Here is a 12,221-nt window from a genome sequence, read left to right on the forward strand (position 1 = left end):
GGGTGTCTGGCCCGGATTTCCAGCCAGTGCACACCCCCCTGTGGGAGCGAGCCTGCTCGCGAAAGCGCTGGGTCATCCAACTCGATGCTGCCTGACCCGACGTATTCGCGAGCAGGCTCGCTCCCACACAGGTCGCGTTGCGCATAGAATGTCCGGCAGAACCAAACCCGCCTCGACGAGACCGCGCATGACTTTCGATTTTGATCAGCTGTTCGACCGCCACCACACTGGCAGTACCAAGTGGAGCCGCTACCCGGCCGATGTGTTGCCGATGTGGGTCGCTGACATGGATTTCGCCGCGCCGCCGGTCATCGTTCAAGCCTTGCAACAGCGCCTGCTGCACCCGCTGCTCGGTTACAGCGTGGCCCAGGACAACCTGCGCGACGCCATCGTCGCCGACCTGTGGAACAAGTACGCATGGCAGGTCAAACCGCAGGAGCTGATTTTCCTGCCGGGCGTGGAATCGGGCTTCAACATGGCGCTCAAGGCGTTGGTCCAGGCGCAGCAGAATGTCGTCGTGCAAGTGCCGAACTATCCGCCGCTGCGCCATGCGCCGGGGCATTGGGGCCTGAACAAGGTCGAGCTGCAATTCGAAGCCCAGGCCGATGGCACTTACGCCACGCCATTGGACGCACTGCGCGAGTCACTGAAAGGCGGCGGCGCCCTGCTGTTGAGCAACCCGCACAACCCGATCGGCAAGGTCTTCGCCCGCGAAGAATTGCAGGCAGTCGCGGACATCTGCGCAGCGCAGGACGCGTGGATCATCTCCGACGAAATTCACGCCGAACTGTGCTTCGACGGCCGCGTGCACATTCCCACCGCATCGCTGAGTCCGGAAATTTCCAAACGCACGATCACCCTGATGTCGGCGAGCAAGGCCTACAACATCGCCGGTCTGAAGACCTCGTTCATGATCATTCAGGACGCCGCGCTGCGTGAACGCGTCAACCACGCCCGCTGCGGCATGGTCGACAGCGTCAACCCGCTGGGCATGGAAGCCACCCGCGTCGCCTACAGCGAAGCCGGGCCTTGGCTCGCGGAATTGAAAATCTACCTGCAGGCCAACCGCGACTGGCTGGTGAACGCCGTACGCACGCGGTTGCCGGGCGTGACCATCAATGTGCCGCAGGGCACGTATCTGGCGTGGCTCGATTGCACCGCGCTGGACCTGCCGGATCCGCAGCGGTTCTTCCTCGAACAGGGCAAGGTCGGCCTGAGTGCCGGGCTCGATTTTGGCGACCGGCATCAGCAGTTCGTGCGCTTGAACTTCGGTTGCCCGAGGGCGTTGCTCGAAGAAGGGATTGCGCGGATGGAGCGGGCTTTGGCTAACCGCAATCTCTGATCCTGCCCCGAGATTCCCCTTTGTAAGTGATCCCCTGTGGGAGCGAGCCTGCTCGCGAAAGCGCAGTGTCAGTCGACATATTTATCGTCTGACAGACCGCTTTCGCGAGCAGGCTCGCTCCCACATTGGTTTTGCATCGCCAACCAGAATCCAGCGCAAATCCGATCGAACTCAAGGCAAAGCCACCGGGTCAACCCGGAACACTGGACTTGAAATCAGGAGACCCTGCGATGACTGACTATCCAAAACCACCCTTCCCGAAACAAGCCCAACCGGTGCCCGGCTCGCAACGCAAGATGGAACCGTATCCAGACTGCGGCGAGCAAAGTTACGTCGGTTCCGGCCGCCTCGCCGGCAAGATTGCGTTGATCACCGGTGCCGACAGCGGCATTGGTCGCGCGGTGGCGATTGCCTTCGCCCGTGAAGGCGCCGACGTCGCCGTGGCTTACCTGAATGAACACGAAGACGCCAAGGAAACCGCACGCTGGGTCGAGCAGGCCGGGCGTCAGTGCATCCTGCTGCCGGGCGATATCGCCGAGAAGGCTCAGTGCCAGGCGCTGGTCGACAAGACCGTCGAGCGCTTTGGCCGCATCGACATTCTGGTCAACAACGCCGCGTTCCAGATGACCCACGAAAACTTCGAAGAAATCCCCGATGACGAATGGGTGATGACCTTCGACGTGAATATCACTGCCATGTTCAGGATCTGCCAGGCGGCGATCAAACACATGCGCCCCGGTTCGTCGATTATCAACACCAGCTCGGTCAACTCGGACATGCCCAAGCCGACTCTGCTGGCGTACGCCACCACCAAAGGCGCAATCGCCAATTTCACCGGTGGCCTGGCGCAGATGCTCGGGCCGAAGGAAATTCGCGTCAACAGCGTCGCCCCTGGCCCGATCTGGACGCCGCTGATCGTCTCGACCATGCCCGACGAAGAAGTACAGAACTTCGGCGGCAGCACCCCGCTCGGCCGTCCGGGCCAACCGGTGGAAGTCGCACCGATTTACGTGCTGCTGGCCTCCGACGAAGCCAGCTATATCACCGGCCAGCGCTACGGCGTGACCGGCGGCAAACCGATGCTGTAACCGTGCAGCAGAAAAACTGAACCCGAGCGGCATGGCATCTCTCCATACCTTTAAGCGCCTACGGGCCAACTGGAACAGGAGGTTGTCATGTCCGCCCCCCTCGTCAGACTCTTCACCCAACCCAACTTCGCCTGGACCGATATCCGCCGCGAAGAAGAAACCCATCCCCGCCACTACCTCGCGCATTTGCTGCTGCTCGCGTTGATTCCGGCCGTGTGCCTGTTCATCGGCACCACTCAAGTCGGTTGGAGCCTCGCCGCGGGTGAGAACGTGCGCCTGAGCACGGCCAGCGCCCTGCAGTTGAGCGTGCTGCTGTACGTGACGATTGTCGCCGGTGTGGCGGTTATCGGCGGGTTTATCAGATGGATGTCGCGTTCATTTGACGCGCGGCCAACGCTGAATCAATGCATCGGTTTTGCCGCTTACACGGTGACGCCGTTTTTCCTCGCCGGGATCGCCGGGCTGTACCCGAGCCGCTGGCTGGCGATTCTGGTGCTCGGCGCGGCGTCAATCTATTCGACGTTTTTGCTGTTCGTCGGCCTGCCGACCTTCATGCATGAGCGCAAGGAGCAAGGCCTGTTGTATTCGGCGTGCGTGTGGGGCGTCGGCCTGCTGGTGCTGGTGACCATGCTGGTGTCGATGATTCTGCTGTGGTTCAACGTGCTCATCCCCGAGTACCTGCGCACGACCGTGAGCTGACCCGGTGCGCCTGTCCTTGAGAATTCACCGAAGTGAGCGGTCATGAGTTTCGGCGTATGGGTCGCGGTGCTCGGCGCCGTGCTGCTGACGCTGGCCCTGACGTCGTCTTGGTTGCGCTGGATGCCGGTCACCACCTCGGCGGTGTGCCTGCTGCTCGGCATCGCCATCGGCCCCAGCGGCCTCGACCTGCTGCAATTGCCGCTGGAAGAATCATCATTGTGGATGGAGCACCTGACTGAAGTCGCGGTGCTCTTTTCCTTGTTCGTCTGCGGTCTGAAGCTGCGGTTGCCGTTGGCCCACAAGACCTGGCGTATCGCTTTTGGTCTGGCCGGGCCGGTAATGATTCTGACGATTATCGGCGTGTGCCTGCTATTGCATTGGGGCCTGCAATTGCCGTGGGGACCGTCGTTGCTGATCGGCGCGATTCTGGCCCCGACCGACCCGGTGCTCGCCGCACTGGTGCAGGTCAATGATGCGCAGGACGTCGACAGCGTGCGCTTCGGCCTCTCCGGTGAAGCCGGGCTCAATGATGGCGTGGCTTTCCCTTTCGTGATTCTCGGTCTGCTGTTGCTGCACGGTGACGGCAGCGCTGGCGAATGGCAGCACTGGGTGCTTCGCAGTCTGTTGTGGGCGGTGCCGGCGGGTTTGCTCACCGGTTACTGGATGGGGCGCGGCATTGGCCGCATCGCTCTGTTACTACGCATTCACAACGAGGACAGCACCCTCGGCCCGAACGATTACCTGACCCTCGCGCTGATCGCACTGTCCTACGTGGTGGCCGACGCCATTGGCGGCTACGGCTTTCTTGCGGTCTTCGCTGCTGGCCTGGGTCTGCGTCAGGAGGAAGTCAAATCCACGGGCATCACCCAGGCACCTGCCGAGCATCTGGTGCAGCCGGTGGTCGGTCATCAGAACGTCGAACCACAGAACGCCGTGCACGGCGACACGGAGCAGTTGGAAGACAGCCAGGTCGCGGCGGGAATCATGATGGGCGACATGCTCGCATTCGGCAGTCTGGTCGAGCGGGCGATGGAAGTGTTTCTGGTGACCCTGCTCGGCGTCGTGCTGATTGCGCATTGGGACTGGCGGGCGTTGTGGATCGGCGCCGTGCTGTTCTGTCTGATCCGACCGCTGAGCGTGGCGCTGATGCCGTGGGGCAATCTGCTCAGCGGGCCGCAGCGTTTGTTGATCGGCTGGTTTGGCATTCGTGGCATCGGCAGCCTGTTCTATCTGTTCTTCGCCCTGAACCATGGCCTCGATTCCGACGTGGCCAAGGTCTGTACCGACATCACGTTGTCGGTGGTGGCCCTGAGTATCCTGCTGCATGGCATCAGCACACAGCCGATGCTGGCGCGCTATGAAAGTCTGAAGCAACGAAAAAGCTGATTCTTCAACCGCTGCGCTTTGACGAAAATCATCGAAGATTTTTCTACAAAAAAATGGATCGCCGGGCGCGACCCAAGGGTCACACCTTTAACCGCGCCAACCATCCAGCGCGACCCGGCAGGTTCGGTTCCCCTGCGGTGAACAGCCTATCAAACGGAACCCCGACACAAACAAGGTCACAGTCATGAACGAATGCTCGACTCCTGCGCAAATCAAGGCTTGCAGAGCACTGGCTCTGGAACGCAATCGTCAACTGTTCGAAGAAGCCCACGAACTGAACCGAGCGGCCAACGCGCTGCTGGAACAGACCCCGACCGACTTCGAACGCTTTGAGCAATACCGGGCACTGCGCAAGAAAGCCGATGCGAAATTTGAAGATGCGATTGATCATCTGTGTGTGCTGAATGAGGATTTTCCGCCGATTCCGGCAGCGGTGCAGAATGCTGTTACGCCGCGGCGTGAGCTGGAAACCGCGTGATAAAAGTCAAAAGCCCCTCACCCTAGCCCTCTCCCCGAGGGAGAGGGGACTGACCGAGGTGTTCTCACGTGCTACACCGACCTGGCATACCGCGCCGAATGTAGATTTTGAAAAGCATGAAGATCTGCTCCCTTTCCCCCTCGCCCCCTTGGGGAGAGGGCTGGGGTGAGGGGGTAAGATCTCACAGACACCACAAAATCCAGCACCTGTCCCCTGCCCCCGACCAATCCACCTCAAGGATTGGTCACCTGAATAAACACCGCATACACCCCCAACATCACCCAGAACGTCGCAAAAATCCAAGGCGTGCGCACTGAGAACAGCAGCGACTTGCGATAGCCCTTGTGGCTCGATTCCATTTCGCTGAACAGTGGAGACTCGTCATACGCCGCGCCCATCACCGGCTCGCTGTGCAGCAACTGGCTCTGTTTGAAGTGCCAGTGATCGATGATGTCGTACGCCGCACGAATCCCCGGCCAGGCATTCAGCGAACTGAGCACGCCAAGCAGCGCCAGAAACGGCGGCACGACAAGAGTGAACATCTTGCCCCACTCGGGATTTAGGTTGGCCATGCACGAGGCGAAAGCGATCACCAGAAACGACTGCGCCGCCAGGTAGGCGTCTGTGCGGTTGGCGAGGATGCTGGTTTCGTACTGGATTTCCCGGCGATAGAAATCCAGCCGCTCCTTGGGTGAGCCAAACATCTTGGCGTCGTGCTCGGCCAAGGCTTCTTCAACAGCGCTTGGCTGGGTCAATATGCGAGACAAGAGACGTGCCCTCCAAAAGTGAACAAGACTTTTGGAAAGGCACGCGTCAGCACTAGTTCAGCCGGATCGACCAGCGCATCACTTCATCGACTGGGCGATGATCTGGACCAGATTCAACTGAGTGAACGGTTTCGGCAGACGCGGCAGATCGGCGGCGAAGCCTTCCAAACGTTCGGCGTATCCAGTGGCGAGAATGATCGGCAAATCCGGCTTGAGCATACGCAAGGCGTGAGCCAGTTGCGCGCCGCTCATTTTTGGCATGGCCATGTCGGTGATCACCAGATCGATGACTTCGCCCTGATCGAAAAGCGCCAGCGCCTGGGCGCCGGAGGTCGCGCCGATGACGCGGTGGCCGAGGTCTTCCAGCAGCAGGCTGGTGCTGGTCAGCACCAGCGAATCGTCATCGACCACCAGCACGCTGAGCCTTGGGACCGCAATGGGCGCGGCGTTGCTGTACGCCGGGCGACTGGCCGTTTGCTCTAGCGCCACCGGAATCCACAGTTCGGCCGCCGTGCCGTGGCCCTTCTCGCTTTTGAGAGTAAAGCGCCCGCCCAACTGCTCGATGAAGCCATGCACCATCGACAAACCGAGCCCGGTGCCTTTGCCCAGGCCTTTGGTGGTGAAGAACGGATCGCGGGCGCAGGCCAGCGTGGCTTCGTCCATGCCTTCGCCGCTGTCGATCAGGCTCAGGCACACGTAACGCCCCGCCGCCAGGGTCGAATGAGTTTGTTCCAGCACCACTTCGGCTTGCGCCTGAATGATCACCGTGCCGCCCTGGGGCATGGCATCGCGGGCGTTGGTCGCCAGATTGAGGATCGCCAGTTCCAGCTGATTGCTATCGGCCAGCACTGGCTGCAGGTCGTCGGGAAAGCGTGTTTCGATACGAATGCCCGGTCCGAGCGAACTGCGCAGCAGCCCGGTGATGCCTTGCACCAATTGCGGGATATCCACCGATTCGGTCTTGAGTTCCTGACGCCGGGCGAAGGCCAGCATGCGCTGGGTCAGCGAGACACCGCGCAAGGCCCCTTGGGTGGCGTTCTCCAGCAGACGGGCGATTTTCGGCGCGTCGCCGATGCGTTTCTGCACGATCTCGAGATTGCCGAGAATCACCGTCAACAGGTTGTTGAAGTCATGGGCGATGCCGCCGCTGAGTTGGCCGATCGCCTGCATCTTCTGCGCCTGGAACAACGCCTCGCGGGTCTTTTCCAGGGCCTGCTGCGCCTCGTGCGCCTCGGTCACATCACGGGTGATCTTGGCAAAGCCGAGCAGCGTGCCGGTGTCGCCGCGAATCGCATCGACGACCACGTGGGCAAGAAACCGCGTGCCGTCCTTGCGCATCCGCCAACTGCGGCTCTCGAACCGGCCTTCGCGGGTGGCAATCTCCAGCGAGCGCTGCGGCTCGCCGAGTTCGCGGTCTTCGGGGGTGTAGAAAATCGAAAAATGCTGGCCGATGATTTCTTCCGGCAAGTAACCCTTGATGCGCTGCGCGCCCTGGTTCCAGTTGCTGACGCAACCTTCGGGGCTGAGCATGTAGATCGCGTAGTCGGTAACGCCCTGCACCAGCAGGCGGAACTGCTGTTCGCTTTGCTTGAGGGTTTCCTCGGCCATCTTGCGGTCGGTGAGGTCGCGAGTGATCTTGGCGAAACCGAGCAGTTCGCCGTTGGGGTCGATGATCGGGTCGATCACCACGTGCGACCAGAAGTGCGTGCCGTCCTTGCGCACGCGCCAGCCCTCGCCTTCGAAGCGACCTTCACGGATCGCAGTGTCCAGCGCCCGTTGCGGCATGCCGTTGGCGCGGTCTTCCGGGGTATAGAAGCGCGAGAAGTGCTCGCCGATGATTTCCGCTTCTTCGTAGCCCTTGAAGCGTTTGGCGCCGGAGTTCCAACTGGTGATGGTACCGTCGGGGTCGATCATGTAGATCGCATAGTCGACAACCGCGTCGATCAATAGCCGGAAACGGCTGTCTTCGATCGCTGCGGTACTGTTGTTTTCACTCATCACACTCACCAGCCACTGTCATGGGCTGAAGTATGCGTGAATCCACTGATTTGGAAAGTGCCGGCTCGCTTTTGATTGCCCACCACTGCGGCAGCAGTTGCTGGATGCGGCTTTCGGCAAAGCGGTCATCAATGAGCATGACCGTGCCGCGATCCTCACGGGTGCGAATCACCCGCCCGGCGGCTTGTACGACTTTTTGCATGCCCGGGTACAGATATGTGTAATCGTAGCCGGCGCCAAAAATCGCCGCCATGCGCCGCTTCATCTGCTCGTTGACCGGGTTGAGCTGCGCCAGCCCCAGCGTGGCGATGAACGCGCCGATCAGCCGCGCGCCGGGCAAATCGATGCCCTCGCCAAACGCCCCGCCCAGCACCGCAAACCCGACGCCCTGGCTGTCGGCGCTGAACTGGTCGAGAAACGCCTGCCGCGCGCCCTCGGCCATGCCCCGCGATTGCAGCCACTGGGTGATGTGCGGATGGCGCTCGGCCAATAAGGTCGCGACCTGTTGCAGGTAATCGAAACTGCTGAAGAACGCCAGGTAATTGCCCGGGCGCTCGCTGAACTGGCGCGCGATCAGCTCGACGATAGGCTCCAGCGAGGCCTGGCGATGGTTAAAACGGGTGGAGATCTGGCTGACGATGTGCACCTGCAACTGCTCGGCGCTGAACGGCGATTCGACGTCGATGCACACCGTGTCGGCGGGCGTGCCGAGCAGGTCGGCGTAGTAGTTGCGCGGGCTCAGCGTGGCCGAGAACAGCACGCTGCTGCGCGCCGCGCTCAGGCGCGGGCCGATGAACGCCGCCGGCACCACGTTGCGCAGGCACAGTTGCGACAGTGGACGTTTGCGGTCGAGGTCGCGTTTGCTGATATCGAACAGGTAATGCTCGTCGTACAGCTCGGCGACCCGGGCGAATTGCAGCAGATCGAAATAGAAATTCTGCAAGCTGCTGTCGAGGCCTTGCGGATGCTCGTTGAGGTAATCACCAATGGCCGCGCAACACAGCGAGATGGCGTGCAGGAGCTTGTCCGGCGCCTTGTCGTACGCCTGATACGCCGCCAGTTGCGGCGCATGCAGCGCGTTCCATTCGCGGTTGACCCGTTGCAGGGAATTCTTCAGCGCTGCCGGCGCGGTTTTGCGCACGCTGGCGAGGGTGAACTGGTCGAGACTGGCGCTGTACATTTGCCGGCCGCGTTCGACCAGGTTGTGCGCCTCGTCGGCCAGCACCGCGACTTTCCATTGATTGAGCTGGGCCAGGCCGAACAGCAGCGCGCTGAAGTCGAAGTAATAGTTGTAGTCGGCAACCACCACATCCGCCCAACGGGCCATTTCCTGACTCAGGTAATACGGGCATACGCTGTGCTGCGCGGCAACTTCACGCATCGCCGCCTGATCCAGCAGATTGATATGGCTGGCAGATTCGCGGGCAGCCGGCAGGCGATCATAAAAACCCTGGGCCAACGGACAGGATTCACCGTGGCAGGCTTTGTCCGGATGTTCGCAGGCCTTGTCGCGAGCAACCATTTCCATCACTCGCAGCGGCAAGTCCGGCGCTTGCCTGAACAACACTTGACTGGCATCGAGCGCCAGTTTGCGTCCGGGAGTCTTGGCGGTGAGAAAGAACACCTTGTCCAGTTGCTGCGGCGCCAGGGCCTTGAGCATCGGAAACAGCGTGCCAAGGGTTTTGCCAATCCCGGTCGGTGCCTGGGCCATCAGACAGCGGCCGGTGCTGACGGCTTTGAACACTGATTCGGCCAGATGCCGTTGGCCGGGACGAAAATCCGCATGCGGGAACGCCAGTTGCTGCGCGGCCAGATTGCGCGCTTCGCGATGGGCCATTTCCTGCTCGGCCCATTGCAGGAACAAGCCGCACTGCTGCGTGAAAAACGTCTGGAGTGACTCGGCGCTGTGGGATTCGACCAGGCAGGTTTCCTTTTCGCTGACGACGTCGAAATACACCAGCGCCAGATTGATCTGCTGCAATTGCAGTTTCTGGCACATCAACCAGCCGTAGATTTTCGCCTGCGCCCAGTGCAACTGGCGGTGATTGGCCGGTTGCCTGCTCAGGTCGCCGCGATAGGTTTTGACTTCTTCCAGGCAGTTTTGCGCCGGGTCGTAGCCATCCGCCCTGCCCTTGACCTTCAGCTCGCCGAATTCGCCTTGCAGAGCCACTTCGCTCTGGTACTGCTCACTGCGCCGCGACGCCACGGTGCGATGGCCGACGATGCCTTCGAGCGCGGTTGGTGACGGGGTGAAGCGCAGGTCGAGATCACCGGTCTTGGCGGTGAACTCGCACAGTGCACGCACGGCAACGCTGTAACTCAAGCGCTCTGCTCCGCCCATTGCACGTAACACACCGCCACCGGCATCTGGTGCTCGTGGCAGAATTCCAGCCAGCGCAGCTGATTGTCCTGCAAGCGGTCGCCGGGGCCTTTGACTTCGATCATCCGGTAGGTCTTGTGCTGCGGCCAGAACTGGATCAGGTCCGGCATGCCGGCGCGGTTGGCCTTGATGTCGAGCAACAGGCGATTGAACCAGTGTTTCAGGTGTTCGGCGGGCAGACAGGCCAGCGCCTGCTCCAGCAAGTCTTCGTTGAGCGCGCCCCAGAACACGAAAGGCGACTGAATGCCCCACTTGTCGACAAAACGCTGGCGAATGGTCTCGGCGTAGCGGCCGTCATCGAGTTCGCCCAGGCACGCCTGGAACAGCTCGGCGCGGCGCTCGAGGAAGTCTTCACTGAGCAGATCCACCGGGCCGCGCTGGAACGGGTGGAAGAACGCGCCCGGCAACGGCGCGAAGATCGCTGGCCAGCACAACAGGCCGAACAGTGAATTGATCAGGCTGTTCTCGACGTAATGCACCGGGCCGTCATCGGCGTGCAAGTGCGCTTGTACGTGAAATTCCACCGACCGCGCCGGATCGCTGCGCGGCAAATGCAAATCGAGGCGCTCGACCTCTCTGGCCTTGGCACGCTTGAGCGGCGGGCCACCGAGTTTACGCCGCAGACGCGGGACGATGCGCTGCAAGCCTTGCTGCTCGGCGGCACTTTGCGGCGCCTGTTCGGCCAGCGTGCCGAGTTCCAGCGCCAATGCATATTCGCCGCAACGTTCAAGCACACGGATCATGCGCAGCCGTGCGCCCGGATAAGCGCAGTCGCGGTAAACACTCAGGGCCAGCGCAAAGTCGCCGATGCGCTCGGCGTACTGGCCGATCTGGAACAACGCCTTGGCTTGTCGGCGGCGCAGCCACGGGTTGTCGAATTGCACGGCGTTGATCTGTTCGACGATCTCGTCCAGCGCTTCACCGGCTTCGAAGCGCAACTGGCATTGATGCAGGAACAGGCAGGCGTCGACGTCTTCGCGACTGCGCAGGCCTCGGGAGTCAGCGCAGAACTCGACTTTTTCATAAGTGAAGATGCCGAGGTCGGCCAGCACGAACTCCGACCAGTCCTGATACAGATTGCCGAAGAACATCAGGCGCAGGCGATCGCACAGGTCCATCAGGGTGAGGCTGAACAGCCGATCGGCCAGTTGCGGTGCCCAGACGCGCAGGGTTTGCGCCTCGCTGAACTGTTCGGCCAGCACGGGCAGCCATTCGTCCTTGCGCCCTTTCGGTTGATCGATAAAGGTGCCGAACGCTTGCAGCAGCTCGGCCTTGAGCAGGACATCAAACAACTCTGCCAGGGTCAGCGCCGCGTGTTCATCGAGCCAGCCGCGATCAAGCAACGGCTGCGCCGCCTCAGCGATGTCGCCGATTTCCAGATAATTGAGTTTGCTCGCGCGAAAGTGAATGCCCTTGCGCATGACCATGCGCACCAGCAATCCCTGCGAGGCTTGCGGCAGCGTATTGAAGTCGCGGATGAAGCCGTGTTCGCTTGCGCTCATCACATCGGCATAGCGAAGCCCAAGCCAATCAAGCACTTGCCGGAAGTTGTTGAGGTAATAGAACGGATCGTCGAGAGGGTTGGAGGTCACGGGAATTCAAAGCCACGGCAAGCGAACACTGGTTATGCGTACAGATAACAGCTCAGCCCCGCCCGGCGCAAACGGAAAAAGATCAATGGCATTTTTTCGTGCCGCCATCGAACTTTTCCGCCGCTGCTGGCACCAACCGCGTTACAGGGCCGACAATGCCCGCAATCACATTCAAGCAAGGAGTCAGAGGTGGGTATGAAAATCAAGATGCTGGGCATTCCTGTAGCGGTCGCAGCCCTGTTGGCGCTGGGCGGCTGTTCGACCCAGACCGTGGTGACGTTGCAGAACGGCACCCAGTACCTGACTGAGGACATGCCGAAGACCGAGACCAAAGATGGTTTCTATGAGTTCGAGGATATTTCCGGCGCCAAGGTCAAGGTCCGCGCTGATGAAGTCGCGACCGTGCGCAAGGAAGACTGACTTTGCCTGAATGATCGTTTTTCGCGAGCAGGCTCGCTCCCACACTGGATCTGCGTTGTTCACAAATCCCC

The 12,221-nt window shown here is 61.1% G+C and carries 10 protein-coding genes; 6 read left to right on the forward strand and 4 right to left on the reverse strand.

The features are described from left to right. Positions 1-187: 187 nt before the first annotated feature. The 5 genes from AB4N73_RS09045 to AB4N73_RS09065 all read left to right on the forward strand — a co-directional run bounded on the left by AB4N73_RS09045 (position 188) and on the right by AB4N73_RS09065 (position 4,993). Entirely contained in the window at positions 188-1,342 is a 1,155-nt protein-coding gene (locus AB4N73_RS09045; RefSeq protein ID WP_353188570.1) for a MalY/PatB family protein, read from the forward strand. Between the two features lie 230 nt (positions 1,343-1,572). Beyond that, the gene (locus AB4N73_RS09050) at positions 1,573-2,430 is read left to right on the forward strand and encodes a glucose 1-dehydrogenase (RefSeq protein WP_016774822.1); all 858 of its coding nucleotides are present in this window, start codon (positions 1,573-1,575) and stop codon (positions 2,428-2,430) included. 87 nt (positions 2,431-2,517) lie between these two features. Next, positions 2,518-3,129 (forward strand): Yip1 family protein, encoded by a 612-nt coding sequence (locus AB4N73_RS09055; protein ID WP_056786193.1) that lies wholly within the window; start codon positions 2,518-2,520, stop codon positions 3,127-3,129. A 42-nt stretch (positions 3,130-3,171) separates the two neighbouring features. Next, positions 3,172-4,515: a cation:proton antiporter gene (locus tag AB4N73_RS09060; RefSeq protein ID WP_252886258.1), complete on the forward strand. Its 1,344-nt coding sequence runs from the start codon at positions 3,172-3,174 to the stop codon at positions 4,513-4,515. 184 nt (positions 4,516-4,699) lie between these two features. Beyond that, positions 4,700-4,993: a hypothetical protein gene (locus tag AB4N73_RS09065; RefSeq protein ID WP_039761510.1), complete on the forward strand. Its 294-nt coding sequence runs from the start codon at positions 4,700-4,702 to the stop codon at positions 4,991-4,993. A gap of 233 nt (positions 4,994-5,226) precedes the next feature. Here AB4N73_RS09065 and AB4N73_RS09070 read toward each other — a convergent pair whose 3' ends face one another. The 4 genes from AB4N73_RS09070 to AB4N73_RS09085 form a co-directional block, all read right to left on the reverse strand. Next, positions 5,227-5,760 carry a hypothetical protein gene (locus AB4N73_RS09070; protein ID WP_016774826.1) on the reverse strand — a complete coding sequence of 178 codons (534 nt, stop codon included), beginning with the start codon at positions 5,758-5,760 and terminating at the stop codon, positions 5,227-5,229. A 78-nt stretch (positions 5,761-5,838) separates the two neighbouring features. After that, positions 5,839-7,758 carry a hybrid sensor histidine kinase/response regulator gene (locus AB4N73_RS09075; protein ID WP_460143294.1) on the reverse strand — a complete coding sequence of 640 codons (1,920 nt, stop codon included), beginning with the start codon at positions 7,756-7,758 and terminating at the stop codon, positions 5,839-5,841. Beyond that, positions 7,751-10,081 carry an ATP-dependent DNA helicase gene (locus tag AB4N73_RS09080; RefSeq protein WP_460143295.1) on the reverse strand — a complete coding sequence of 777 codons (2,331 nt, stop codon included), beginning with the start codon at positions 10,079-10,081 and terminating at the stop codon, positions 7,751-7,753. The genes AB4N73_RS09075 and AB4N73_RS09080 overlap by 8 nt, the downstream gene beginning before the upstream one ends. Next, positions 10,078-11,730, reverse strand: coding sequence for a VRR-NUC domain-containing protein (locus tag AB4N73_RS09085; RefSeq protein WP_256809956.1), 1,653 nt, complete (start codon positions 11,728-11,730; stop codon positions 10,078-10,080). Before AB4N73_RS09085 ends, AB4N73_RS09080 begins: the two co-directional genes overlap by 4 nt. A gap of 195 nt (positions 11,731-11,925) precedes the next feature. On the opposite strand from AB4N73_RS09085, the gene AB4N73_RS09090 reads away from it, so the two are divergent. Further along, positions 11,926-12,150, forward strand: a complete 225-nt coding sequence (locus AB4N73_RS09090) for a YgdI/YgdR family lipoprotein (protein ID WP_256809957.1) — start codon at positions 11,926-11,928, stop codon at positions 12,148-12,150. Positions 12,151-12,221: the final 71 nt, after the last annotated feature.

It is taken from the genome of Pseudomonas sp. S3_B08 (assembly GCF_054667725.1).

What these genes read in the sequence shown, in the direction of transcription:
- AB4N73_RS09045 (WP_353188570.1), top strand. Translation starts at nt 188, where the DNA reads ATGACTTTCGATTTTGATCAGCTGTTCGACCGCCACCACACTGGCAGT.
- AB4N73_RS09050 (WP_016774822.1), top strand. Translation starts at nt 1,573, where the DNA reads ATGACTGACTATCCAAAACCACCCTTCCCGAAACAAGCCCAACCGGTG.
- AB4N73_RS09055 (WP_056786193.1), top strand. Translation starts at nt 2,518, where the DNA reads ATGTCCGCCCCCCTCGTCAGACTCTTCACCCAACCCAACTTCGCCTGG.
- AB4N73_RS09060 (WP_252886258.1), top strand. Translation starts at nt 3,172, where the DNA reads ATGAGTTTCGGCGTATGGGTCGCGGTGCTCGGCGCCGTGCTGCTGACG.
- AB4N73_RS09065 (WP_039761510.1), top strand. Translation starts at nt 4,700, where the DNA reads ATGAACGAATGCTCGACTCCTGCGCAAATCAAGGCTTGCAGAGCACTG.
- AB4N73_RS09075 (WP_460143294.1), bottom strand. Translation starts at nt 7,758, where the DNA reads ATGAGTGAAAACAACAGTACCGCAGCGATCGAAGACAGCCGTTTCCGG.
- AB4N73_RS09090 (WP_256809957.1), top strand. Translation starts at nt 11,926, where the DNA reads ATGAAAATCAAGATGCTGGGCATTCCTGTAGCGGTCGCAGCCCTGTTG.